26 protein-coding genes and 1 other RNA gene are annotated in these 25,733 nt (G+C 51.8%); 16 read left to right on the forward strand and 11 right to left on the reverse strand.

The window, feature by feature from the left end:
* A complete protein-coding gene (gene trmB / locus ACYVHB_RS03980; RefSeq protein WP_461049804.1) occupies positions 1-663 on the forward strand; it encodes a tRNA (guanosine(46)-N7)-methyltransferase TrmB in 663 nt (220 codons plus the stop codon).
* A 92-nt stretch (positions 664-755) separates the two neighbouring features.
* Here trmB and gap read toward each other — a convergent pair whose 3' ends face one another.
* Positions 756-1,748, reverse strand: a complete 993-nt coding sequence (gene gap, locus ACYVHB_RS03985) for a type I glyceraldehyde-3-phosphate dehydrogenase (protein WP_461049806.1) — start codon at positions 1,746-1,748, stop codon at positions 756-758.
* A 633-nt stretch (positions 1,749-2,381) separates the two neighbouring features.
* Between gap and ACYVHB_RS03990 the strand changes: the two genes are divergently transcribed.
* The 3 genes from ACYVHB_RS03990 to ACYVHB_RS04000 all read left to right on the forward strand — a co-directional run bounded on the left by ACYVHB_RS03990 (position 2,382) and on the right by ACYVHB_RS04000 (position 4,402).
* Entirely contained in the window at positions 2,382-2,507 is a 126-nt protein-coding gene (locus tag ACYVHB_RS03990; RefSeq protein ID WP_461050033.1) for an IS3 family transposase, read from the forward strand.
* 413 nt (positions 2,508-2,920) lie between these two features.
* Positions 2,921-3,736 (forward strand): 2,3,4,5-tetrahydropyridine-2,6-dicarboxylate N-succinyltransferase, encoded by an 816-nt coding sequence (locus tag ACYVHB_RS03995; RefSeq protein ID WP_461049808.1) that lies wholly within the window; start codon positions 2,921-2,923, stop codon positions 3,734-3,736.
* 162 nt (positions 3,737-3,898) lie between these two features.
* Positions 3,899-4,402: a helix-turn-helix transcriptional regulator gene (locus ACYVHB_RS04000; RefSeq protein ID WP_461049810.1), complete on the forward strand. Its 504-nt coding sequence runs from the start codon at positions 3,899-3,901 to the stop codon at positions 4,400-4,402.
* 334 nt (positions 4,403-4,736) lie between these two features.
* On the opposite strand, the gene ACYVHB_RS04005 is transcribed toward ACYVHB_RS04000, so the two are convergent.
* From ACYVHB_RS04005 to ACYVHB_RS04015, 3 genes are all read right to left on the reverse strand, one after another.
* Positions 4,737-6,185: a tetratricopeptide repeat protein gene (locus ACYVHB_RS04005; protein ID WP_461049812.1), complete on the reverse strand. Its 1,449-nt coding sequence runs from the start codon at positions 6,183-6,185 to the stop codon at positions 4,737-4,739.
* 148 nt (positions 6,186-6,333) lie between these two features.
* Positions 6,334-8,865, reverse strand: coding sequence for a DNA gyrase subunit A (gene gyrA / locus ACYVHB_RS04010; RefSeq protein WP_461049813.1), 2,532 nt, complete (start codon positions 8,863-8,865; stop codon positions 6,334-6,336).
* Positions 8,866-9,206: 341 nt separating this feature from the next.
* Positions 9,207-10,100: a 1-aminocyclopropane-1-carboxylate deaminase/D-cysteine desulfhydrase gene (locus tag ACYVHB_RS04015; protein ID WP_461049815.1), complete on the reverse strand. Its 894-nt coding sequence runs from the start codon at positions 10,098-10,100 to the stop codon at positions 9,207-9,209.
* Between the two features lie 55 nt (positions 10,101-10,155).
* Between ACYVHB_RS04015 and ACYVHB_RS04020 the strand changes: the two genes are divergently transcribed.
* From ACYVHB_RS04020 to ACYVHB_RS04030, 3 genes are all read left to right on the forward strand, one after another.
* Positions 10,156-11,190: an RluA family pseudouridine synthase gene (locus ACYVHB_RS04020; protein WP_461049817.1), complete on the forward strand. Its 1,035-nt coding sequence runs from the start codon at positions 10,156-10,158 to the stop codon at positions 11,188-11,190.
* A 19-nt stretch (positions 11,191-11,209) separates the two neighbouring features.
* Complete coding sequence (locus tag ACYVHB_RS04025) at positions 11,210-11,662, forward strand: GNAT family N-acetyltransferase (protein ID WP_461049818.1); 453 nt, start codon at positions 11,210-11,212, stop codon at positions 11,660-11,662.
* Between the two features lie 146 nt (positions 11,663-11,808).
* Positions 11,809-14,121 carry a transglycosylase domain-containing protein gene (locus ACYVHB_RS04030; protein WP_461049820.1) on the forward strand — a complete coding sequence of 771 codons (2,313 nt, stop codon included), beginning with the start codon at positions 11,809-11,811 and terminating at the stop codon, positions 14,119-14,121.
* A 10-nt stretch (positions 14,122-14,131) separates the two neighbouring features.
* Here ACYVHB_RS04030 and ACYVHB_RS04035 read toward each other — a convergent pair whose 3' ends face one another.
* From ACYVHB_RS04035 to ACYVHB_RS04050, 4 genes are all read right to left on the reverse strand, one after another.
* Entirely contained in the window at positions 14,132-14,539 is a 408-nt protein-coding gene (locus ACYVHB_RS04035) for a response regulator (RefSeq protein ID WP_461049822.1), read from the reverse strand.
* A gap of 84 nt (positions 14,540-14,623) precedes the next feature.
* Complete coding sequence (gene trmD, locus ACYVHB_RS04040; RefSeq protein WP_461049824.1) at positions 14,624-15,307, reverse strand: tRNA (guanosine(37)-N1)-methyltransferase TrmD; 684 nt, start codon at positions 15,305-15,307, stop codon at positions 14,624-14,626.
* On the reverse strand, positions 15,297-15,902 hold the full coding sequence (rimM, locus tag ACYVHB_RS04045) for a ribosome maturation factor RimM (RefSeq protein ID WP_461049826.1): 606 nt from the start codon (positions 15,900-15,902) through the stop codon (positions 15,297-15,299). Before rimM ends, trmD begins: the two co-directional genes overlap by 11 nt.
* Positions 15,903-15,982: 80 nt before the next feature.
* Complete coding sequence (locus tag ACYVHB_RS04050) at positions 15,983-16,858, reverse strand: 30S ribosomal protein S16 (RefSeq protein WP_461049828.1); 876 nt, start codon at positions 16,856-16,858, stop codon at positions 15,983-15,985.
* Between the two features lie 271 nt (positions 16,859-17,129).
* Here ACYVHB_RS04050 and ACYVHB_RS04055 point away from each other — a divergent pair, with 271 nt between their 5' ends.
* Both ACYVHB_RS04055 and ACYVHB_RS04060 read left to right on the forward strand, forming a co-directional pair.
* Positions 17,130-17,450: an ArsR/SmtB family transcription factor gene (locus tag ACYVHB_RS04055; RefSeq protein ID WP_461049829.1), complete on the forward strand. Its 321-nt coding sequence runs from the start codon at positions 17,130-17,132 to the stop codon at positions 17,448-17,450.
* Positions 17,447-17,950 (forward strand): SRPBCC family protein, encoded by a 504-nt coding sequence (locus ACYVHB_RS04060; RefSeq protein WP_461049831.1) that lies wholly within the window; start codon positions 17,447-17,449, stop codon positions 17,948-17,950. Before ACYVHB_RS04055 ends, ACYVHB_RS04060 begins: the two co-directional genes overlap by 4 nt.
* Positions 17,951-18,078: 128 nt before the next feature.
* Here ACYVHB_RS04060 and rnpB read toward each other — a convergent pair.
* From rnpB to ACYVHB_RS04075, 3 genes are all read right to left on the reverse strand, one after another.
* Positions 18,079-18,465: RNase P RNA component class A (gene rnpB / locus ACYVHB_RS04065), an RNA gene on the reverse strand.
* Positions 18,466-18,515: 50 nt separating this feature from the next.
* On the reverse strand, positions 18,516-19,808 hold the full coding sequence (locus tag ACYVHB_RS04070; RefSeq protein ID WP_461049833.1) for a DUF4403 family protein: 1,293 nt from the start codon (positions 19,806-19,808) through the stop codon (positions 18,516-18,518).
* A gap of 214 nt (positions 19,809-20,022) precedes the next feature.
* Complete coding sequence (locus ACYVHB_RS04075) at positions 20,023-21,042, reverse strand: Smr/MutS family protein (protein ID WP_461049835.1); 1,020 nt, start codon at positions 21,040-21,042, stop codon at positions 20,023-20,025.
* A 168-nt stretch (positions 21,043-21,210) separates the two neighbouring features.
* Between ACYVHB_RS04075 and ACYVHB_RS04080 the strand changes: the two genes are divergently transcribed.
* The 7 genes from ACYVHB_RS04080 (at position 21,211) to ACYVHB_RS04110 (ending at position 25,724) form a co-directional block, all read left to right on the forward strand.
* Positions 21,211-23,670, forward strand: coding sequence for a helix-turn-helix domain-containing protein (locus ACYVHB_RS04080; RefSeq protein WP_461049837.1), 2,460 nt, complete (start codon positions 21,211-21,213; stop codon positions 23,668-23,670).
* Positions 23,671-23,710: 40 nt separating this feature from the next.
* Positions 23,711-23,956 carry a hypothetical protein gene (locus ACYVHB_RS04085; RefSeq protein WP_461049839.1) on the forward strand — a complete coding sequence of 82 codons (246 nt, stop codon included), beginning with the start codon at positions 23,711-23,713 and terminating at the stop codon, positions 23,954-23,956.
* 29 nt (positions 23,957-23,985) lie between these two features.
* Positions 23,986-24,159, forward strand: coding sequence for a hypothetical protein (locus ACYVHB_RS04090; protein WP_461049841.1), 174 nt, complete (start codon positions 23,986-23,988; stop codon positions 24,157-24,159).
* Positions 24,160-24,221: 62 nt separating this feature from the next.
* Positions 24,222-24,467, forward strand: a complete 246-nt coding sequence (locus tag ACYVHB_RS04095) for a DUF433 domain-containing protein (protein WP_461049842.1) — start codon at positions 24,222-24,224, stop codon at positions 24,465-24,467.
* A 3-nt stretch (positions 24,468-24,470) separates the two neighbouring features.
* On the forward strand, positions 24,471-24,812 hold the full coding sequence (locus tag ACYVHB_RS04100; protein WP_461049844.1) for a DUF5615 family PIN-like protein: 342 nt from the start codon (positions 24,471-24,473) through the stop codon (positions 24,810-24,812).
* Between the two features lie 2 nt (positions 24,813-24,814).
* Positions 24,815-25,345, forward strand: coding sequence for a WG repeat-containing protein (locus ACYVHB_RS04105; RefSeq protein WP_461049846.1), 531 nt, complete (start codon positions 24,815-24,817; stop codon positions 25,343-25,345).
* A gap of 4 nt (positions 25,346-25,349) precedes the next feature.
* Complete coding sequence (locus tag ACYVHB_RS04110; RefSeq protein WP_461049848.1) at positions 25,350-25,724, forward strand: hypothetical protein; 375 nt, start codon at positions 25,350-25,352, stop codon at positions 25,722-25,724.
* Positions 25,725-25,733: the final 9 nt, after the last annotated feature.

Raw genomic sequence — 25,733 nt, forward strand, 5'->3', positions numbered from 1 at the left:
GTGACTCGCCGAAAACAACACCGTTTCCTACAAAATGCGGACAGTGCAAATGTGATTGAAGTTGGTAAACCGCACTACAAAACCATAAAAGGACGCTGGCGAACGGATTATTTTGGTAATGATCACCCGATTGTCCTCGAATTGGCTTGCGGTAAAGGCGAGTATACTGTTGGTTTAGCGCAGGCGTTTCCACGGACTAATTTCATTGGTGTCGATATAAAGGGGGATCGGATTGCGCGTGGTTCACAAGTGGCTCAGGCACTCAGGTTGACCAATGTAGCATTCCTGCGCACGGACATCAACTTCCTAACCGAGTTTTTTGACGTGTGTGAGGTAAATGAACTCTGGGTCACGTTCCCTGATCCACAGCCACGTCCTAAGCAGGAAAAGCATCGCCTGACTCATCCCCGATTTCTGGCCGTCTATGAACGCCTGTTAAGGCCCGGCGGGACATTCCATCTGAAGACCGACAATCCTGAACTGTTCGCCTACAGTATTGAGAAAATTAAGGAGAAGAATTTTACGGATTTACAATGTACAACCGATTTGTACAATTCACCATTGAACGATATACACCTTGGTATCAAAACCAAGTACGAACAATTGTTCTTTGATAAGGGATTTACAATAAACTATTTACAATGTAAAACGGGTGTGACTTAATGTATCACACCCGTTGTCTTAGTTAAATATTATTAGTTATGTACTTATGTAAATTTACATAATCACTTACATAAGTGACTGAAGCTCATTCGTTAAAATAACTTTGACATCAGATCAGCGACGCGGCTTGAGTACCCATATTCGTTGTCGTACCAGCCCACCACTTTAGCGAGATTGCCATTCACGGCTGTCAATTGTGAATCGAAAATGCAGGAGTGAGGATTACCGACGATATCAATCGAGACGATGGGATCGACACAATATTCGATGATTCCCTGCATGGCTCCCTCTGATGCCTGCTTCATTACCGCATTAATTTCGTCAACGGTCGTTTCCCGCTTTAGTATAACAGTGAGGTCAGTCAGCGAGCCGTCCGGTGTGGGAACGCGCAGCGCATTTCCGTCCAGTTTTCCTTTCAACTGAGGCAACACCAGACCAACTGCTTTTGCTGCCCCGGTCGAGGTGGGAACAATGGACAGCGCAGCCGCTCGTGCCCGGCGCAGGTCGGAGTGAGGAGCATCCTGCAAATTCTGGTCAGCAGTGTAGGCGTGGATGGTTGTCATGTATCCTTTTTCGATGCCAAAAACGTCGTCAAGGATTTTAGCCATCGGGGCAAGGCAATTAGTAGTACAGGAAGCGTTCGAGACGATTGTTTCCTGACCAGTCAGGGTATCATCGTTGACGCCCAGCACTACTGTTGGTATGTTTCCTTTGGCGGGTGCTGAAATGACTACTTTCTTACAACCAGCCTGAATATGCAAACCGGCACCGGCTTCGTCGACAAAACGACCGGTTGATTCAAGAACAACGTCGATATTTAGTTGCTTCCAGGGAAGGTTTTTAGGATCCCGCTCAGCGTAGGCATTGATACGTTTACCATTAACGGTTAAACTTTCGCCATCTGAACTGACGTCACCACTAAATTTGCCATGAACTGAATCGTATTTAAGCAGGTGTGCTAACGTGGCATTATCCGTTAGGTCGTTTATGGCAACGACTTCAATGTTTTCTTTTTCGAGCAGTCTTCTGAACGATAAGCGCCCAATGCGACCAAAACCGTTGATAGCAATGCGTATTTTTTCCATGAACAGTATTAGGTTTGTTTTCGCCCCAAATATACGGAATCCAAGCTGTAAGCGAATAAGTCATATTTTAGTAAAGCAGATCATACCAATTTAGTAAATACAAAATTTTAGCATGTATTTTAGCAAAAGAGCGCTATAATGCTACAAAAATTAGCACATTTTAGCTTAATTATTGTAATATACTAAAAGTTATGCTAAATTTATTCAACATTACTAATTTTATGGTGGGGGAGGATGAATTACTAAATTGTATGTATTTAGCAAATAGCAGATAGCATATGTTCTAATACGATAATTATTGCCAATGATCTCTTTCGTATTGCAGTGTAATAGGAAGGTTCGTAAAGTAGTACAGGGCACACTGGGTTGTCAGCGATTCAGCCGCAGAGCTTTGTGCCCCGTACCACCGACAGTCGGCATACGGTGGGGTTTCCGAATCTGCTGCTTACCAAACAGATGCCCACCGGACGTGACCAAGTATAGGTGAGTGACATCCCCTACATTATGCTGGCCGAGGGCCGATGGACATATTTAGCGTGTTGGTATGAGCCGGGCTGATGATGCTTACGATAATGCATTTGCCGAGTCGTTGTGGAGCCGCTTGAAGGCTGAGTTGATAGAAAACGGCGCATCCTGAGCTTACCAGATGCTCGTCTTGAAATCGGGGAGTATATTGACAATTATTACAATACGATTCGATTGCACTCATCTTTAGGCTACCGTAGGCCGATGCAGTTCGAGACTCAAAATAAGGGATAGTACTGTCTGGCAAAACCCGACCACCTAATTCTGGTACCCAGTGTCTTATTAAGTCAGGAGCGGCTACTACTTGATAATTTAATACCCACTGTGAGTTGCTCCTAAAGCTTGGTCTAACACATCCCCGGTCTCGTAAATTCATATAAAACAATGTCAGTCGCTTCCATGAACCTTCTTGGCATTATACAATACCGGTGCTGATGTACACCACGGGATTGACTGCCCATATAAGCCATCTAAAAAATATTTCCTGCCTATGTTTCAACTATACATGCCCGGTATTACCTTTGATCAACTTGCATTTACCGAATCTTTGTATTTCATCAATATACAACATATAATTTTGGATAAATTACAACATGCTCACAATGAGCACATTAATCATCGTTTAGTCATCTATTACTTTAATAAAAATGATTGATACAATCGACAGTTTGTGGAATGACCATACAATGTTGGCTCATTCTGAAAATAGGCAACTCATCGAGAACGTTATAAATCAATTAGATAAAGGGGAATTGCGGGTGGCCAATCCACCCGTGCACGGAAGTGACGAGTGGTTAGTGAATGAGTGGGTAAAGAAAGCAATTCTGCTTTACTTCGTGACCCGGCAAATGAAACCCGACCAAGTAGGCATCTTTACCTACAATGACAAAATTCCGCTCAAAAACAATTTCGCCGAAGCTAATGTACGGGTAGTTCCTCCCGCCGTTGCACGGTACGGATCGTACCAGGCGGCTGGTGTCATACTAATGCCATCCTACGTTAATATAGGCGCTTACATTGATGAGCGCACAATGGTCGACACATGGGCGACGGTTGGTAGTTGCGCTCAAGTTGGGAAAGACGTTCACCTAAGCGGTGGAGTTGGAATAGGAGGGGTGCTCGAACCACCACAAGCTGCTCCGGTAATTATTGAAGATGGCGCATTTATTGGTTCACGCTGTATTGTTGTAGAAGGCGCACGAATTGGTAAACGGGCTGTGCTGGGAGCGGGGGTTACCATAACCGGGTCCTCGAAAATAATTGATGTAACGGGTCCTACACCAATTGAGTACAAAGGGTACGTACCTGCTAACTCGGTTGTTATTCCAGGGAGTTATGCTAAGGAGTTTCCGTCGGGAAACTACCAAGTGCCTTGCGCCATAATCATTGGGCAACGCAAATCATCGACTGATTTAAAGACCTCGCTGAATGAGGCTCTCCGGGATAATAACCTATCAGTTTAACTTGTTAATTAATTAACAATATTATTTGTATATTCATACAATTTACATTAATATAATTAAACTACATCAATCAATAACAACTGTAATTTAACAGTATTAATGTAAATTGTATTATTGTCGTACTATTTACGTATATTTGTATAATCACTTTTGTAAAAAGACATGAATATCAATGACAAAATTAAACATATACTTATTGATAAGAATTTAACGCCGTCTTATTTCGCGGACGAGATTGGTGTACAACGCTCCAGTATATCTCACATATTATCTGGTCGGAACAGGCCCAGTTTTGATATTATACAAAAAATAATTCGCCGTTTTCCCGAGTTGGGTTACGAGTGGATAATGGAGGAAGATGCTCAGTTGAACAACCAGACAGGTCAGGTTAATTATGGTGTGCAGAGAAACGTACAGCCTTCACCAATCGATCGGCGTGACCGGTTCACCAACCAGCCATCCTTTTCTCCGGTATCAGCTTCACCAGTGAGCAATAGAAATCAACGGAATGAGATACCACCAATATCACAGCAAGGAATTGCTTCTCCCGTAGATATAGCTTTTACTACTGAATCGACACCGGTAGCCGTCACGGAAAAGAAAGTAGAACGGATTCTTATATTTTATACTGACGGCTCTTTTCGTGAATACAGCCCCTCGGCCTGACCGTGAATCTGCCTACCAGTTACGGCAATTCTCTATGCTTTATTGTTGATTTCCTATTCCACTTCTGCTTCAATGATTTAGCTGCAAAAGGGCCATACGGATGCGTACAGGCCTATTTTAGGGTGTTTTACGTAACTCCCTGTAAAGCAGTACGTTAGTGTTCCACGTGGATTAACTACTTATACCTCAGCGGCAGACGGGTTTTGTACGGTTACTGTCAAGCTATTTCAGGGCAATTCAATTTGTTGTATAATTTATATTATGTTAAGTAGAAAACCTAATCAATAGGGCTGGCATGAATAAGCCAGCCCTATTGATTAGAATGCGTCACTTGTTAGTTGCTCTCCACACATACAACCTTACGCTCCTCATACTGCTTGAGGATGTTCTGTAAGTTTGTCAGGTTCTCCGTTAGATCTGCTTCCTCCTTCACACTCTTAGCTTTCGTAAAGTACGGCAAGGCCTGCTTGAATTTACCGCACACCTGCCCGTCAACTTCCTTACCCCGCTTGTTATACTCAGCCATATCCATGTTATCGACGGCCTTCTTCATCTCAACGGCATCATTGAAAAAGAACACGCCCATGTTGTAGTTGGCGTCGTAGTTAGCCGGATCAACCGCTAAGGCTTTAGTGTAATACTGCTTAGCTAAATCGCGCTGCTCTGTCTGCTTCTTCTGTAAGTCAGCCACCTTGGTTGCATTCTCACCCGCTGCCCCAGCCGTGCTGGCTGCTTCCTTAGCCTGCGTTTCCAATTGAGCTACACTGGCTGTAGCAGCCTTTTGACGATTCTGCACTTCGGCCAACTGCCGTTTCAATTCTGGAGTAGGCTTCTTCTTAATAGCTGCATTTAGGCGGGCAACCTCCCCGGTGATGGCGCTCAGCGCGTCTTTCTCAGCCGCCAGTTTTTTCGCCGAGTTATTACCCTGCTTGGCATCCCCCCCTAATTTACGAATTTCCTCACCCATTTTAGAGGCACCGTTATCGTACAGAATAGCCAGGTTAACAATATTCTGTACGTTGTTCGGCTCTTTATCAACCAATTGCTTCATACCGGAAATTGCTTCGTCCATGCGGTTAGACGCCAGCATGATGTTAATCCGCTCGTTCGACAAATCTTTGTTGGTCGGGGCCATGGCAATTCCCTTGTCGAGTGCCGCCAGCGCTTTATCAATCTCTTTGTCATTGCGGTAGAGCATAGCCAGCGATCCGTAAATTGAAGCATCTTTACCGCCGTTGGTCACGTACTTTTCTAACTGCGTTTTGGCGGTGGCGTTGTCTTTAATCTGCTGCGCACCGATGGCCGTATAAAGCGGAGCTAAGGTGTCCTGGGGTAGTATATCGCCAGCCATTGACATTAGTTTGACGGCTTCGGGGTAGTTTTTACTCTGGAACTTAGCCACGCCCTGCTGCATGATCGCATTATACATGTCCTTGCTTTTCAGCGTTTCGGTCGCTTCTTTAGCTAATTTACCCGGTCCCCCTTTTTTGTCTTTGTCCAGCTCAACCACTTTGTTGTAAGCCTCCATGGCAACCATGGCCGCGTTCGAGTCGAGCTTAATGTTCTGAATGGCAATATTCTGGTAGGTCTTGGCCCGGTCCATCCAAGTACTTGCCTTTGTTGACGCTTTGCCATCCGTAATGTCCTTGTCACTTTTCTCCTTGTCTTTTTTCATAGACTCGGCCATCGCAGCATCCAACGTATTCGCTGTTCCCTGCGCCTGCTGGGCATACCCATCTATAAATAACGAGCAGCATAGCAACATTAAAATGATTGCTTTCATGAGTAAATTGGGGTTGTGTGTTTTTGTTTTCAAGAACGAAATTACGGAATCAATCCGTATAAGCATGGTTCGCCCTAAATTGTTTGAGCCACCCGCCTGACAAAAACAGCAGAACGGGTGGCTCAACGAACGTACAATCAATCGTTTATCAATCGAGCGTGTCAACCGGCTCAATTGACTCAACCGGAGCCACCTCCTCCCCTTCTTCGCGCTTGATTTTAGTGACGGACGAAATGGCATCGCCATCGCGCAGGTTAATCAGGCGCACACCCTGCGTGTTACGGCCGATCACGCTGATTTCATCCACCGGGGTACGAATCGCAATGCCCGATTTGTTGATAATCATCAGATCGTCATTATCCGCCACGTCGAGTATGGCCACCAACCGCCCTACTTTCTCGGTTACTTTCAGCGTACCAACGCCTTTTGCACCCCGGTTCGTTATGCGGTAACCTTCAATGTCCGACCGTTTGCCGTAGCCTTTTTCGGATACAACCAGCAACTGGGCATCAACGGAATTAATGCAAACCATACCGACGACATGGTCGGTCGGGTCGTCCTCGTCGAGCGATATGCCCCGTACGCCAGCCGCCGTGCGACCCATCGGGCGGGTGCGGCTTTCGTGAAAACGAACCGCTTTGCCCGCACTCGACGCAATCACGATGTGGTTATCGCCATTGGTCATACACACGCCAATCAATTGATCGTCTTCATCAATGGTGATGGCGATGATACCGTTCTGACGCGGCCGGGAGTAGGCTTCCAGCATCGTCTTCTTGATCGTTCCTTTACGGGTACACATCACAATGTAATTATTGTTGATGTAATCCTCGTTCTTCAGGTCGGTCACGTTGATGACGGCCCGCACCTTGTCGTCCGACTCGATATTGATGAAATTCGCCAGCGGCCGACCCTTCGAGGTCCGGGAGCCTTCGGGCAGTTCATAAACGGGAAGCCAGTACAACCGCCCTTTCTGGGTGAACGCCAGCAGGGTGTTGTGCATGGTCGCCGTGAAGAGGTGCTCCGTGAAGTCTTCTTCTTTGGACCCGGCGGCCTTTGCGCCCACTCCACCCCGACTTTGCGACCGGTACTCCGTAGTTGGCGTCCGCTTGATATAACCTTCGTGCGATATGGTGATCACCATATCTTCGTCGGCAATGAGCGACAAGTCGCTGATGTTGCCGTCTCCGAGCGGATTAATCTGCGTCCGGCGGGCGTCACCGTAGCGGGCGCGGATGTCGGTCAGTTCTTCTTTAATCACCTGCCGCTTGCGCTCCTCACTGGCCAGTATTTCCTTCAGACCGTTGATTTCGATCATCAGCTCGTCGTACTCCGCCTGAAGTTTGTCGCGCTCCAGACCGGTCAACCGCTGCAAGCGCATCTCCAGAATGGCTTTGGCCTGCAAATCGCTCAGCGAGAACTGCTCCATCAGGCCCGTCCGGGCCACTTCAGGATCGCGCGACGACCGGATCAGGTTGATAACGGCGTCGATGTTGTCGAGCGCAATCAGCAAACCTTCCAAGATGTGCGCCCGCTTTTCGGCTTCCCGCAGTTCGTACTGCGTCCGGCGCGTGATCACCTCAAACCGGTGCTCGACGTAATACCGGATCATGTCTTTGAGGTTCAGCACCATCGGCCGACCCTTCACTAAGGCCACGTTGTTGATGCTGAACGACGACTGCAGGGCGGTGTGCTTGTACAGGTTGTTGAGCACGACGTTCGGAATAGCATCCCTGCGCAGATCATACACTACCCGCATCCCGTCGCGATCCGATTCATCACGGAACGCCATAATGCCCGACAACGCGTCGATCTTCTTTTCGTTGATGATATCCGCCGTTTTTTCGAGCATTACCGCTTTGTTGACCATGTACGGAATAGCCGATACGATGATCTGGGTTTTGCCTTTATTCTCTTCAATTGTCGCATTGGCCCGCATCACCACGCGCCCCCGGCCGGTCATAAACGCTGATTTCACGCCCTCCATACCGTAGATGGTCGCGCCGGTTGGAAAATCGGGCGCTTTAACGTGCTGCATCAACTCCTCCACCGTAATGTCGTAGTTGTCTAAGTACGCCATGATGCCGTCCACAATTTCGGTTAGGTTGTGGGGAGCCATGTTGGTGGCCATGCCTACCGCAATGCCCGAAGAGCCGTTGAGCAGCAGGTTGGGCAGCTTGGCCGGCATCACGCTCGGCTCTTCGAGCGAATCGTCGAAGTTGGGCTGAAAATCGACCGTCTCCTTGTAAATGTCCGACAGCAGTTCGTCGGCAATGCGCTTCAGGCGGGCCTCGGTGTACCGCATGGCCGCCGGTGAATCGCCGTCAATGGAGCCGAAGTTACCCTGACCGTCCACGAGCGGGTAGCGCAGTGACCAATCCTGGGCCATGCGGACCATAGTGTCATACACCGACGAGTCGCCGTGGGGGTGGTACTTACCGAGCACCTCTCCGACAATACGGGCTGATTTCTTGTGTGGTTTGTTGTAATTGACCCCCAGTTCGGCCATGCCAAACAAGACCCGGCGGTGCACCGGCTTCAGGCCGTCCCGAACGTCGGGCAAGGCGCGGGAAATGATAACCGACATCGAATAGTCGATGTATGCCCCGCGCATTTCGTCCTCAATGTTGATGGGAATAATGTTACTGACTGGTTCGAGGTCGGGAGTTTCGTCCGCCATGTTTACTTGGAGTTTCGCAGAAAATTACTATTTCGATTCACACTTGATGCGTAAACCGCTGTATAGACAAATATACAAATTTTTGGGAGAAAAAGGAAATAATGCCGCAAATACACCGTATAGCCCATACTGACCTGAAAAAACCGGTCGCCAACGACCACTAAACCGATGTCTGTACCAAACCACTATCATCTAAATCAAATACAATTCTATTTCAACCAAAACGTATAGACCCATTGAGGAAATAATCAGCACACCCCTCCCCTACGAACCCGGTTCGATTTTGATGCGTGGATCAAAGACGAACGGTTCCGATGGAATTTTGTCTACCAATTCCGGAGTTACGCCCCACCCCGCCCCTGCAGGCCGCCCGTATGCAACGCCACCACCGTCGCGCCCTCCGGAAAATAACCCTGCCGGGCCAGGTCGTAGATACCGTACAGCAGTTTGCCCGTGTACACCGGCTCGATCAGCACGGCGGTTTTCTGCTCGAACAACCGGATGAAATCGAGCAGTTGGGGCGTAGTTTTGGCATAACCGCCGAAGTGATATGCCGTTTCTAAACGGCACCTGACTGGTTGAGGCAGTTGAAAGTGGGCCGCTTTCAGGGCCAGAAACCCCAGGACGGTGGTGTGGGGCGGAGCCGTTTGGGCCAGTCCCACCACCGTACCGCCCGTCCCGACGGAACAGCAAACATAGTCCGGGGCGCGTCCCAACTGTTCGATGATCTCCGGCATGATTTCGGCGGTACCGTGAATGGCCAATTCGTTGGTGCCGCCTTCGGGGATGATGTAACAGGCCCCAAACTGGTCGATTAGTTGGGTCAAAAACGTCGGGTCGTCTTTGCGCCGGTAATCGGCCCGGCTCACGAACCGTAATCGCATTCCCTGCGACCGGCAAAACGTCAGTGTTGAATTCAGGGGCGCGTTGGCCAGTTCCTCACCCCGCACAACGCCAATGGTGCTGAAGCCAAAGACCGGACCGGCTGCGGCCGTCGCGTACAAATGATTAGAATACGCCCCGCCGAACGTCAGCAGGGTGTGATGCCCCTGCTGCTGAGCCGCCAGCAGGTTGTACTTGAGCTTGCGCCATTTGTTGCCCGACACCAGCGGGTGGAGCAGGTCGTCGCGCTTCAGATACAACCGGATGGGTACTCGGTCCGGAAATGGATCGGGTAAAAACTGGACCGGTGACTGAACCGCAAACTGGGCCAATTGCTGCGTTATGTCGGGCATGTGTTATCTTCGTGACTTGGTTGACGGCCTAAATCTGCGTTAATCAGGGCAATACGTGACGGACGAACGCGACGAAATTTTAGAGGAAGACGACGAATTATACGAACACCACCGCATTGTGGTCGATAAAGGGCAAAGCCCGCTGCGGATCGACCGGTTCCTGATGGACCGGCTGCAAAACGCCACGCGCACCAAAATTCAGGCCGGTATCGAATCGGAGTCGGTGCGGGTGAACGACACCCCGACTAAGGCCAGCTATAAAATCAGGCCGCTGGATGTGATTACGGTGTCGCTGCCGCACCCGCCCCGCGACACCGACATTAAGCCCGAAAACATTCCGCTCGACATTGTTTTTGAAGACGCCGATCTGCTGGTGCTCAACAAACCGCCCGGCATGGTCGTCCACCCCGCCCACGGCAACTGGGACGGTACGCTGCTCAACGCACTGGTGTATCACTTTCAGAACCTGCCCACGGGCCGCAACGGCGAAGCGCGACCCGGCCTGGTTCACCGGATCGACAAGGACACGTCGGGACTGATGGTAATTGCCAAGACTGAGTTCGCCATGACGCACTTAGCCCGGCAGTTTTTCGACCACACCATCGAACGAACGTATAATGCGCTCGTCTGGGGCGTTCCCGAACCCACCGACGGCACCATCACCGGATACATTGGCCGGGCGCTGAAAGACCGCAAAGTACAGGCCATCTACGACGACGAAGCCAAGGGTAAATGGGCCATCACGCACTACAAAACGCTGGAACCGATGCGCTACGTGTCGCTGGTGCAGTGCAACTTGGAAACCGGACGGACCCACCAGATTCGGGCGCATTTCAAACATATTGGCCACCCGCTGTTCAACGATGCCATGTACGGCGGGGACCGGATCGTGCGCGGCATGCCCAACGGAACCTACAAAACATTCGTCGAAAACGCCTTTAAACTCATTCCCCGGCAGGCCCTGCACGCCAAGTCGCTGGGGTTCACCCACCCCCGCTCCCGCGCGTGGCTTCAGTTTGAGCAGCCCCTGCCGGATGACTTTCGGGCCGCGCTGGAGAAGTGGCAGAAATTGATAAAAAAGGACGAATAATCCATTGACCTTCCCACCCATGATCGCCATCCGCCCCGGTGCCCGCGCCGACATTCCGCAGGCTTTTGATTTAGTGACCGAATTAGCTGTTTACGAGAAAGCCGCCGATCAGGTTTCCAACACCGCCGACCAGATGGCCGAAGACGGTTTCGGTCCAAATCCAGTCTTCGGGATGCTCGTCGCCGAAGATTCTGACGGGCAGAAAATAGTAGGTATGGCGTTGTATTACTTTCGCTATTCGACCTGGAAAGGCAAGCGGCTGTATCTCGAAGATATTGTCGTGACGGAAGCGTTTCGGGGCTACGGCATTGGCAAACTGCTGCTGGACGCAACCATTGATATGGCGAAGGAAACGGGATGCACGGGCATGATGTGGCAGGTGCTGGACTGGAACGAACCGGCCATCGGCTTCTATCAGCAGTTCGGCACCCGCTTCGACAACGGCTGGACGAACTGTCATTTAGATTTTTAGAGCGGTGCGACGTTGCGGAAAGGGACGGGGACGAGGGGGAAGTCAGGTAATAAAGGAACTACTAATCCCTTTCGTCCCTTTCCTCCTTCTCTTCCCTTTCCTCCCCTTTTCCCTATATTTGCGCTTCCTGGACTTTGTAATTGAGCATGACGGATCGTCAACGCAGCGCCTTACGCATCACCGGCTGGGCCGTATTAATCTTTTTTATCATCGCGGCCATCGGTGGCAGTTATGCCTATTCCAAACGCGAGAGTCTGCTGAAAACCGCACTGAATCGGGCCGTTCGCAAAGCAAAACGGGACTATAACCTCGACGTCCGCATTGGCTCAGCGCGTTTTACCGGCATTAACTCGATTGCCTTTACCAACGTTTCGGTAGTTCCGCAAGATCGGGACAGCTTAGCCCGCATTGAACGCGTGGAGGTTGGTGTCCGGTTCTGGCCACTCCTGGCTGGTCAGATTGCCCTGTCGGGGATGACGCTGGAAAACGGATTGGTACAGGTTATCCGGCGCGACTCGCTGACGAACATCGACTTCCTAATTCGTCGCAAACAGCGGGACTCAACCCGCACCGCCAATCAGCCCGTCGAAACGACCCGCCGGGCCAACCTCGCCAACGTCGCCGAAAACCTAATTGATAACATCCTGTCGAAAATTCCCGACGACCTCAACGTCAGAAACTTAGAGTTTAAGGGCATGGACGATGCTGATACCATCAGCCTGCTGACGCAAACGGCATACATCAAGAATGAAGTCGTGATGTCGACGCTTAAACTCAACGGCAGCGAAGCCACCTGGCACATTGCGGGTACGGCCGACCCCGCCGACCGCGAGTATGATCTGGCGTTCTACGCCGATGGCGAAGATGGACGACCCAAACCCCTCGAACTGAAGTATATCCAGCAGAAATTTGACCTCAAACTACAGGCCGACACGATCCGGGTCGAACTCCGCGACGTGGACCGCGACGGGGGTGAATTCCGGCTCGAAGGCGCTGGCTCGGTCCGTAACCTGCGCATCAATCACCCCGCCATTGCCCGCACCGACGTGCTGGTGCCCACGGCGTCGATGGAGGCTAACGTATTCGTGGGCGAGAATTACGTGGGCGTCGACAGTTCCTCGACGCTGCATCTGGGGACGGTAAGTGCCCGGCCGTTCGTTAAATACACGCTCGCTGCGGCTAACCCGGCCGACGGGGACCGCACGAAACAACCGGGCAAAATCTACGAACTGCAACTCCACACGGATCAACTCGACGCGCAGGCGCTGTTTAATTCGTTTCCCCAAGGCCTGTTCGAGTCGCTCGAAGGCATGAAGGTGGCGGGTAAACTTAAGTACGATCTGGCGTTTCAGTTGGACACGTCGCTGCCCGACTCGGTCCGGTTTGACTCCGGCCTGACGCAGGACGGCTTCCGGATTCTGAAGATGGGCCACACCGATTTTGGGGCCATTAACCGGCCGTTCGTATATACGCCCTATGAAAAAGGAAAGCCCGTCCGGTCCATCACGGTTGGCCCCCAGAATTCCGATTTCACGCCCCTGAACCAGATCTCGCCCGATTTGCGCAATGCCCTGCTGACGTCGGAAGATTACACGTTTTTCACCCATAAAGGATTTAACGAAAAGGCCTTTCGGGTGTCGATAGCCACGAATTTCAAGGAGAAATCCTTTAAGCGCGGGGCCAGTACGGTGTCGATGCAATTAGTTAAAAACGCGTTTCTCAATCGCAACAAAACCATTTCGCGCAAGATCGAAGAGATCCTGATCGTCTGGCTGATCGAAAACGAACACATCGTTCCCAAAGACCGGATGTATGAGGTGTACCTGAACATCATTGAGTGGGGGCGCAATATCTACGGCATTGGCGAAGCGGCCCGCTATTACTTCGCCAAAAGCCCGGCCGATCTGAACCTGGGCGAAAGTATTTTTCTGGCCTTTGTAGTACCGCGTCCCAAAGCGGCTCTGAACTGGTTCGTACCTGGTGGCCTGCTACAGGTTCGCAACGTGCGGGGGTACTTCAAGCTCATTGGCCGCATCATGGCCCGGCGCGGCCTGACAACGCCCGATTCAGGCGCTTACGGGTTCTACGACGTCCGGCTGCGCGAGGGTCTGCGCCGACCAGTGGTCCCGGTCGACACGTTGTTTGAGGGCGATAGTCTGCTGACCGACCCGATGGGAGAACAGATTGATGAGGAAAGCGGGGATGGTCTCGACAATTTTTTCCGGCGACTCTTCAAAGGCAACAAAACGGACGAAAACCGCAACGATGGTACCCAGCCATCGACCCAGCCGGACCGGCGCAGCCCCAACCGGCCCGACGCCATTCCGGGCGAAGTGGCTCCCGCCGACACCGTCAAAACCCGCCGACAACTGCGTCAGGAACGACGCGAACAAAAGCGCCGGGAGCGCGAAGAAAAAGAAGTACAGGAGAGTAGCGACCCAACGAACGGGTCAGCGTAACGCGGAGCAGTCAGCCGTGTTTGTTCATCAACGCAAGACCAACGATGGTGGCGGCCGTAGCCGTGAAGGCCGTAGCCGTGGTGGGTTTGGTCAGGAATTGGTTAACACCCAGCGCCAGGCAATAGTCCCGATCCTCCCGCGCCGACGAGGTAGTCAGCACCACCATTGGAATAACCTTGAAGCCCGGACTGGCCTTAATCTGCCGCAGCACGTCGCGGCCGTTCACCTTGGGCAGGCTCAAATCCAGCACGATTACATCCGGCAGCGTAGGCACAGTGAGCAGGTACGGGGCTACTTCATCGCCCGTCATCAGCACGCTCAGGTGACAGGCTATTCCATTCAGTTTTAGTGCATAGCGGAACAGTTCTATGTCGTCCTGATCGTCCTCGACCAACAGAATGTACAGTGTATCCTTCACAGAATCAGTTGGTTCATGGTAGGCATATACATACATACCGGCAAACTGTGCAGTTGTGCAGTTAGTTTAAACGATGAGGCACCGTTAGTGCCCCGGTTCCAGCAGATCCGGCCGACGCAGGCGGGTTCGCTCCAGTGCCTGTTCGTGCCGCCAGTCGTCAATCTTCGCTTCGTGGCCCGACAGCAGAATATCGGGAACCCGATGCCCTTCAAACTCAGCCGGACGTGTATATACCGGCGGGGCCAGCAGGTTATCCTGGAAGGAGTCGGTGAGGGCCGACGTCTCATCGTTCAACACGCCCGGCAGCAACCGGATCAGGGCGTCGGCGAGGACACAGGCCGCCAGTTCACCCCCGCTGAGCACGTAGTCGCCGATGCTGATTTCTTTGGTAACGAATAAAGTACGAACCCGCTCATCGACACCCTTGTAGTGACCGCAGAGAATAATCAGATTCTGCCGCAGTGACAGCGTGTTGGCCGTTTGCTGATTGAGTCGTTCGCCGTCGGGCGTCATATAAATAACGTCATCGTAGGTGCGTTCGGCCTGCAACGCGCGGATGCAGCGGGCAATGGGTTCGATTTGCATGACCATGCCCGCACCTCCGCCAAAGGCGTAATCGTCCACGCGCCGGTGCTTGTCGGCGGTGTAGTCGCGCAGGTCATGCACAACCACCGTCACGTAGCCGCCCGTCTGCGCCCGCTGTAGGATCGAGTGCGCAAAAAAGCTGTCCAACAGGCGGGGCAGGCAGGTGATAATATCAATCCTCATCCGTGTTCTCCGCGTGGCCTTCTACTTCACTACCATTGCTTGCGCTGCGATCCGTTTTATCGTCCTCGGCCATGTAAATGTCCAGCAAACCGTCGGGCAGGACAACGTTCAATTTCTGATTGGCCCGGTCCACCGTCCGCACAATGTCACTGTTGATAGGAATCAGCACTTCTTTGCCCTGGTAATCCATCGCGATCAGATCCTGGGCGTTCATGGCATACACGCCCCGCACCGCGCCCAGCTCACCCACTTCGGCATCGACAACCTGATACCCTACGATTTCGTGGAAGTAAAACCGGGTTTCGTCGGTGATGGGTTCGAGTTCGTCCAATGGCAGGTAAGCCGGGCAGTTAATCAGCCGCTCGGCCTGCTCAATGGTGTCGACATCCTCAAAGGCCACAATGGCGCGGCTGCCCTTCACGATGGCAATGGATTCGATGAAATACGGAATCAACTCACCCTTCACTTCCAGCAGCACCGATTCCAGATCGGCGTACTCTTTGGGGTCGTCGACGTCTAAATAAAGTACCAATTCACCACTGACGGCGTGCGTTTTGGTGATGTGGCCCAGTTGGTAGCAATCGTCTTTAGTCACAGTATGGAGAAATGGAGAAGGAATAAAAAGAGCCTGTCCAAACACGAACAGGCTCTTTTATAACAGATTTGATTGGGAAATTATTCCGCCGTTTTCGTTTCATCCGTGTCCACGGCGGGAGTCTCAGCAGCAGGCGTTTCATCCAGGGTCGCAGCCGCTTCGGGAGCCGCTTCCGCTATGGTTTGAACGGCCGCCGTTTCTCCATCGGGCGTTTGCGTTTCAGTGGCAGTTGCTTCGGGGGCCGGAGTTTCAGCAACGGGAGCAGCTTCGGTTTCAGCAACCGTAGCGTCCACTGCGGCAGCATCCACTGCGGCAGCATCCACTGCGGCAGCGTCCACTGTGGGTATTTCCTCAGCGACAGGTACCGCAGCTACTGGAGTCTCCTCAACAACCGGAGCGGCTTCGGCAACCGGCGTTTCTTCGACAGCAGCAGCCTCAGCAACCGGGGCTTCCTCAACAGTGGGAGCAACGGTAGCCACTACCGGCTCAGGCTCTTCTACCTTGTTTTTCTTAACAATGGCTTCGGCGCGGGCTTCGTTCACCTTCTTCTCCGTCTCTAAACGGGCCGCACGTGCCTGCTCTTTGGTCTGGGTTTTGGTGTCGGCAGCGTTGTCTCTGCGATTCTGCTTCTCATCTTTCCAGGTTGTGTACTTCTCATCGGCCTGCTCCTGCGTGATGGCTCCTTTGTTGACGCCAACCTGGAGGTGCTTGCGATACATGATGCCCTCATGCGACAATACCGAACGCGCGGTATCGGTCGGCTGGGCACCCACCATGAGCCAATACACGGCCCGCTCCGACTTTAATACGACCGTCGATGGGTCGGTGTTGGGGTTGTACGAACCGATTTTCTCGATAAACCGGCCATCGCGGGGGGAAGTAGATTCCGCGATTACGATGTCGTACATCGCCATTTTTTTGCGTCCACGACGCGCTAATCTAATTTTAACAGCCATTTGTGCTTGGTTAGTTTTGACGGGAGACGAACTCCCTCGTAAAACGTGGCCGCAAAGGTACGGAAAAATGGCTTAGATTCTACCAGCTGGCTTCATGGGATGTCCTGGTTCACTATGTATTTACCAAACACCACAATCAATTTCCTTTTTGAGCCATTGACAAGATGTGCCTGCGCATAAATTTTATCTCAAAAAATAATTAAGAAAATTTGCGCAACCGAATAGTTGCGATTACATTTGCAACTGATTGGCAGCAAGTAAACGAGTTACAATGAGACGCGATATTTTTCAGGCAATTGCCGACCCAACCCGCAGAGCCATTATTGGACTAATTGCTTTACAGGCAATGACACCGAACGCGATTGCTGAACATTTTGACACCAGCCGACAAGCTGTTTCAAAGCATCTGCATGTGTTGATCGAGTGCCAACTCGTGAAGCAGGACCAACAGGGACGGGAGATTTATTACCTGCTTGACGTACCCAAAATGCAGGAAATTGATCAATGGCTTGACCAGTTCAGAACGATATGGGAAAGTCGTTTCAACGAACTTGACAACGTATTATCAACCCTCAAATCCAATAAAAAATGAGTAACACCTTAGCGTTTGACTTTTCCGTGGATAAGGAAAATAAAACAATCGTAGTAAAGCGCGAATTTGCGGCCGAACGCGCTTTGGTCTGGGACGCGTACACAAAAAGCGAATTACTTGACCAATGGTGGGCACCCAAACCCTGGAAGGCCCGGACCAAAACAATGGATTTTCGGGAAGGCGGCTCATGGCATTACGCTATGGTTGGACCAGACGGCGAAGAACATTGGGCAGTAGCCAATTATAAAACTATTCAACCCCAAAAAAGCTTTACCGGGCTTGACGGGTTCGCTGATGCGGAAGGTGTTGTCAATCAGGATTTGCCACAATCAAGATGGAACGTATCATTTGCCGACCAGGGAGAGGTAACCCTTGTCGAACACCTGATTACCTATGATGATCTGGCTCAACTGGAAACGACACTTCAAATGGGCTTCAAAGAAGGATTAACAATGGCAATGGAAGGGTTGGACGAGCTTCTACTAACGCTAAAAAAGTAGCGCCGTTGACTTGTTGAGACCAGCGCTTTAACCAAAAAGGGACCCGGAGAAGCTTCTCCGGGTCCCTTTTTGGTTAAAGCGCTGGTCGTTACGTTCACTGATTTCGCCCATCGTTTAAAAATTCCCCAATCCAATCCAGACCTGTAAGCCGGGTTCTGTCCTCCGTTTCCGAATGGCTTATCATTTATCTGGGATGCCGGTCACCCGGTCACCTCGTTCGACCTACCCGCGTCGGTGTTGACCCTTTCGGGCCGCTGGCGACGAGCAGCCGCGCGTCCGACGCTTATTTGGTCTTTCAGCCCTTAAGGTTTATCCTGCCCCATCGGTCGCCCGACGGGCGGTAGGCTCTTACCCCACCTTTTCACCCTTACCTTTCGGCGGTTTGTTTTCTGTGACACTGGCTGTCGAACGGCCGTTCCCAGCCGTCCGCCTTCCCGTTAGGAAGTAAGGTGCTCTGTGCTGCCCGGACTTTCCTCATCCCGCCGGGGGCGGGACGCGATAAGCCAGTCTGGATTGGTTGGGGAGGGCAAAGGTACGGCTATTTCCGTTAGGCCGACGGGAACGACTATAGTCCGGCTACGGTCACGTCGATGCGGCCCCGTGCGTTGACAACGGCCAGCAGGGCGGTAGGCGTCAGGTATACCTGGTCAGGGCGGATTTCGTCGATGCGGCCGTTGATGGTTACGCCCTTGGCTAACTGATTGTTTTTGAGTCGTTCCTGCACTAATTTTTGCATGTCGGCGATGTAGGAGCCAACCGGAATGGTCAATTGCTGTTCCAGTGTCCGGGTGAATGTACCCTGCAGCAGCCAGCTTGCCGATCGCTGAAGCACGTTTTTCGTGTCCAGATCGTAAGTGAGATTTTTGAGCGAAATTGTCTGCAACTGTGCGTCGTAATACGGTCGGCCACGCAGGTAGATGTCGCCGGAGATGGTGCCTTTCAGACCCGCTTTGATGATCAGATTGTCGTTCTGGCCATACAGATCCATGCTCGTCAGGGTTATGGTATAGCGGTCATTACTGAAGGTAAACGTTTTACCAACAAACTCGTCGGCCGCTAATTTTGCCGCTTCAGAATAGCTGATTTCGCTCAGTAAACCAATCTGAAAATCGTCTTTCACCCGGTTCACCACCGTCAGATCGGGCAGCGACACCGCCGGGCGAACGTCGGGCTTGGCGCCGGTGGTGGTGAGCGTGAAGCCTTCAATGCCAATGGTCGCGCGAACGGTGCGGCCCTCGAAGCGCAGGGGCGTGATGAGCACCCGCTTCGGCACAACCTGCAAATAAGTCCTGTACTTATCGGAAAGCAGATACGGGTCGCGCAACGTGTTCCAAACGTTCAGAACGGGTGTTCGCAGGTCCACATTCCGGCGAATCTGCTGATCCAGCGTTTTGGTAATCGTACCTAAATTTTTGTCGATCATCCGGCTAACGAAGTTCGTTATGGGCACGTTGAACCCTACCACGCTGATCGTGGGGCGACGTACCCAGGCGTAACCGTCGGCCTGCGTCTGGGTGTTGACTGACCAGTCACGGTCGAGGTCAAACTTGGTTTTGAAGCGTAGGTCAATTTCAAACTCCGTCTCTTTGTACTGCGTAAAGCCCAGCACCGACACGCCCGCTTTGGCCCAGATCCGCAGTGGCACCGTGAAATGAAACAGACTATCCTGCGCATCGACGATGATTGTTCCACGCTTCCAGACCTTAGCCATGAAGTTGTCCTTGTTATTGTCGTCTAAGCTGCTATCCTCGTAAATCAGCCCATTGACCTGTGCATTGATCTGCCGTTCTACGTCGGCCATCGCAATGGAAACGGGAACGTGCACGGTGGACAAAAAGCGGTCGTTACGGACTTCCATGGTGGTTGTAGTATAGGCTTCTTTGGGCGCCTTCGGATTCAGGCGGTTATCTGGCTGGCAAGAGATTAAGAAGCTGTTGCACAGAGATGCCCAGACCAACACGGAGATACACCAAGTGGTATGGAAAAACTCCGTGTATCTCCGTGTTGGTCTGGGCATCTCTGTCGGTCCCGCTCGGGCGTACCGGCCGATGCGATAATAGTCACTCAAAATCTTACTTAATCGTGACCTTCGTGGCACCATAGCCAAACTTCTGTTTTTGCGCGTCTTCAAAAAATTTAACGTTCGGGTGCTGACCCAACCGGCGGTGCAACTCCGTCCGCAGGGCACCGCTCCCGACGCCGTGAATAAACGTAATGTCGCTCATGCTGCTGGCAATGGCGTTTTCAAGGCTTTTCTCAAAAATGTGCAGTTGCAGCGTCAGCAGATCAGATGGCGTGCGATTACCCGTCCCGTTAGGCAGCAACGCTTCCGTGTGCAAATCCACCACCGACGTTGGCCGCTCGACGGAAACCTCAACGGGATCGGATTTAGGCTTCAACATTTCGGCCTTCAACTCATCGGGCCGGATCGTTACGGGTTTGGGCCGGTTGCTGGTCGGCGTCGGCGGGCCGGTTTCGGTACCTTCTGCGTCCAACTGGGTCAGGAAACCGGGTTGATTCAGGATAGGAACAGTGGTTTTCTTGTTGAAAAACGTAGCGGCCCGGCCTTTAAATCGCTTGATGAGTGGTGCCCGTAGCGACGACTTCCCGGCCCGGAACCACAATCCCTGCACCACAAACGTGGGCCACTCATCAAATTTGGCGTGTTCGTAGTGGTCGTTCATTTTCTGCTGCGATTTAGGTTTCAACACGCCACTGCCGATGCCCCGAAACTGCACGCCACTACCCGCAGGGGCCGATTCTTCGCCCAGCATGTAGGGAAACTCCCAGTCGGTGTTGTTAATCAGGTGCAGGGTGTACTCCCGGTCGTTGACGGGCACAAACGCCAGATAAATACCCTGATTCGACAGGATGGCCGGGGCCGTTGCGGCCATTGGTTTTTGGGGAGCGAACGAACTTGTTTTCAGCAGTCGTTCGGCCTCTAAGGGCGAAACCGCCACCAATTCGGAGCGCATCACGGGAATTCGGAAACCGTCTTCAATCTCAATTTCAATCATGTCGCCGGGTAGAAACCGCGAGATGACGCCCTGTTCTTTCGCCCGCAATAGCCGGACTTTATCGCCAATGTTCATTTTTTCGATTTGTGGTTTGTGGTTCGTAGTTGATGGTTTGCAGTTAGCTGACGCCGGTAGGGTTCGCGTCGGCTAACTACAAACCATCAACTACGAACCACAAACCAAACGTATGGGTTTTCAAATGTACAACGATTAGCTTTGTCCAGCCTGAAAACCACCGTTCCGATGTCCACTCCCGTCAACGAGAAACTTCACCTCGCCCATAATTTTGTCCTCCACACGAACCGGAACATTTTTCTGACGGGTAAGGCCGGAACCGGCAAGACCACGTTTCTGCACCAGATCAGGCAGTCGAACGCCAAACGACTCGCCGTGGTCGCGCCAACGGGCGTAGCGGCCATTAACGCCGGGGGCGTCACGATTCACTCGCTGTTCCAACTCCCGTTCGGACCCATCGTGCCGGGTGCGGCTCAGAAAGAAGCGCGTCGGTTTAGCCGGGAAAAAATCAACCTGCTGCGCACCCTCGACCTGCTTGTGATCGATGAAATCAGCATGGTCCGCGCCGACGTACTCGATGGTATTGACGATGTGCTGCGTCGCTACCGGGGCAATGGGCAACCATTTGGCGGGGTGCAGTTGCTGCTCATCGGCGACATGCAGCAGTTGCCGCCCGTGATCCGCGACGAGGACTGGGCGATGCTCCGCCCCTACTACGACACGGGCTACTTTTTCGGCAGCCGCGCCCTGCGTCAGGTTCCCTACGTATCCATTGAGCTAACGCACATTTACCGGCAATCGGACCAGCGCTTCATCGACCTGCTCAACGGCGTCCGGGAGAAGACCATCACGGCCGACCAGTTTGCTGAACTCAACCAGCGCTACGTCCCCGATTTTTCGCCCGCCGACGATGAAGGCTACATCACGCTGTCGACGCACAACAACACCGCCCAGCAGATCAATAGTCAGAAACTACAGGCGCTGAAGCCGAAAGTGCGCACGTTCACGGCCACGACCGAAGGTGAATTTCCCGAACACATGTACCCCACCGAAGCCAAATTAGAACTAAAAGTGGGGGCGCAGGTGATGTTTATCAAAAACGATATTTCGCGCGAGAAACTGTATTACAACGGCAAAATCGGGCGGATCACGGCGATTGACGAAGAAGTAATCCACGTTAAAGCCACCTCGGACGGGCAGATGATTTACGCCAGCCGCGTCGACTGGGAAAACATCCGCTACACCATCGACCCGGCCACGAAAGAAATCAAAAACGAGGTAATCGGCCGGTTCACGCAGTACCCGCTGAAACTCGCCTGGGCCATCACGATCCACAAAAGCCAGGGTCTGACGTTTGAGAAAGCAATCATCGACGCGTCGGCGGCTTTTGCACATGGGCAGGTGTATGTGGCCCTCAGCCGCTGCAAAACCCTCGGCGGGCTGGTGCTCCGAACGCCCATTCCGTCGCACAGCATCAAAACCGAGCAGACGCTGGAAGATTTTCACGAGCAGGTGCAGCAGCAAACCCCCACCGAACAGCACCTGCACGATTCGAAACGCGCCAACCAGGAAAGTCTGTTACAGGAATTGTTCTCGTTTGAGCAGGCGCATTCGCTCGCGTACCGCTGCCGCCGGGTGGCCAACGAACATGCGGGCAGCCTGTCCGAGGAGTTGATGCCGCTGCTCACCCAACTCACCGACGCCCTGCAAACCAGGGCACGTGACGTGTCGCGCCGGTTCGTTGGGCAACTGCCCACGTACTTCAACAACGAAGCCCTGCCCGAAGCCAACGAGCCGTTGCAGGAGCGCGTCCGCAAATCGGGCCCCTATTTTAAAGCGCTGCTGACCGACGAACTGCTGCCGTTGCTGCAACGCTGCCCCACCGACTCCGACAACAAGCAGGTGCGCGAATCGCTGCTGGAGGTAATGGACGAACTGGAAAAAGAATTGTTCAGCAAGTCACGCTGTTTCGCCGGGCTGGGCAACGGGTTCGACGCGCTGGCGTACCTGCAAACGCGCAACCTCGCCGAACTCGACTTCCGCCCCGAACGCCGGAAAGGTGAAGTGAACACATCGGGTAATGATTCGCGCGGTAACGGGTTGTACAACGCGCTGATGAAGTGGCGCAATGACAAAGCGGGCGAACACGGCGCGACGGCCTACATGGTGATGCCCCAGAAAACCATTATCGAACTGTCCCGCGTCCGCCCAACCACCGTGGCCGAACTGCTGACCATCAAGGGTTTCGGCAAAACCAAAGTCAAGCAGATTGGTCACGAAGTGCTGGCCATCATTCAGGAATACGCGGGTGGCAGCAAAGCAGGCCGGTCGGCGGATGTGTCTACAGAAGCGCAAAGTTCGCCAAGATCGAAGAAGGATAAAGACCCGAAAGGCTTCTCCCCCGCCGTCACGCTGGCTTATTTCCGGTCCGGCAAAAGCATCGCCGACATCGCCGAAGAACGCAGCTTGGCCGTTTCGACGGTCGAGTCGCACTTAGCGCAGGCCATCAGTTCGGGCGAGTTGACTATCGACGCCCTGCTCCCACCGGCCAAAGCGTCGGCCATTCGCTCCTACTTGACCGAGAATAAATCCCAAACGCTGGGCGAAGCCAAACACGCTCTGGGTGACGACGTTACGTACAGCGAAATCCGGTTCGTCTACAACGCGATGCGGGCGGAGGAAGCGTGATGAGAAAGAAACATCCCCGGAAGTTTTGTTAACTTTGGGTATGAACGATCTCCCCAAAGTCCCCCTCACCGACGAAGACTATGAACGCTTCAAGGAGCAGATTCCAGCCTTAGCTGAACTCGCCACCCGCGAGGCTTACGAACGGGCGTTGCAATCGGACTTTCCGGTCGCTATCACACTCGGCAACAGCGTAGTAGAAGTAACATTAGACGGAACAGTTCGGGAAATAAAGAAATTGTCGGCAACACGGCGATACACGACGCAACGCTTTTTTAAACTCAAATGACGGGCGAAAAGCGATGAATTAATTTTACTATGTCACCGAGCAAAATCAAAAAACGGTTTGAAGGGCTGGCAACCGAACGGATACGCCAAACCGACGAGGTGATTGCCAAAGCTCGTGAAAGTCAGCAACGTCAACCATCGATTGCAAACGAACTGACTATTCAAAGTCTCGAACATCGCCGGGAAAAGCTGAAACGCAGTTGAAGGAATTTACACATTTGCGCTTCTTCATACTTCCTATCTCCTGCCACTATAACCACAACCGCATGACAACGTACATTGCTGAGAGAATCGCCATTAACCCGGATATCTGCAACGGCAGACCCATCATTCGCGGTATGCGTATAACGGTGCAGACGGTACTCGAATTTCTGTTTGCCGGAACGCCCCGTGAGGAACTGTTGCACCAATACCCCATGCTGGAGCCGGAAGATTTTGACGCCTGTTTACAGTTTACCATTGAACTTATGGACCGGAAGTATGTCATCCGGGACATCAAAGCCGCTGCCTGATAGATGGCTACCTATCTAATTGATGTCAATCTGCCATACTACTTCAGTCCGTGGAATAATCCTGACTACCTGCATCAGTTGGATATCCAGAATGACTCGGAGGATTACGAGATCTGGCAGTATGCCAGAGAGCGAAGCATGACGGTTGTCACGAAAGATTCGGATTTCTCAGATCGTATCCTCTTCAGCAATCCGCCCCCGCCCGTTATCCATGTGCGGGTGGGCAACGTATCCATGCGCGACTTCCATCGGATTGTTGGGAGCATCTGGGACGAGGTAAAAGCCTTGAGCAATGACTACAAGTTGGTAACTGTGTTCAAAAACAAGATAGAAGCCATTAACTGACCATGCCCGAAAACCCCACCACCGCCCTCGTCAAAACCGCCCAATCTCCCGCCTTAGCCCGCGTCTCCAACCAACTCGCCCTGACGGATAAACTGCTGACCAAACCCGAAGAACCGTTTTTAATTCCGTACCGAAAGGGTGATAAATGGGGATTTTGTGATCGGAATAAGAATATTGTAATTGATTGTGTGTATTTTTTGGTAGAACCGTTTGAAGAAGGGTTAGCAGTAGTAGTCAAAAATGATCGTTATGGCCATATTGACAAAAAAGGCCAAGTAGTAATTTCAATCGTTTATGAGAACGCCACTTCTTTTTGTTTTGAAGGCGGTTGCGCCGGAGTGATGTATAATGATTCATGGCTTATTATCAACAAGTCAGACGAAGTTGTAAGAAAATTTTCTGATTCAGATTTTGGCTGGACGGAGTTTTATGAGAAACAATATTGGGCTGCTGGATTAGAATTAATACCGATACCTGCAACCTCTTATTATGGCTATGTTGATAAAGAAGGCACTGAGTATTGGGAAGATTGAGATAATGAAAACGAACGAAATATCTATAATTGATAAAAACACTGCTTTGATATGTGCTAAAGCACAGTTAGAGCTAACACAAAAATTGTTGAGTAAACGCGAGAACGGTTTAAGAATATTTACAAACTACTCAATAGCCTCTGATTCAGGCAAAGAGCTTTTAGGGATTTGTTGCCACTACGTGAACGATTGGCTTGAAACAGATAAATACAGTTTTTCGAGCTTAACAAATGATTTCGAGAAATGCACCCATGTCCAACTCAATGCTTCTTCTTTCAGAATGCTAATGGGGCTATACAGTGCTGCTAAATATTATGTTGACGATAAAAGATTTGATCAGTTTGATGCCCACGAATCAGTATGCTCACTTGTACGGTGAATTGTGATC

It is taken from the genome of Spirosoma arcticum, assembly GCF_054779955.1.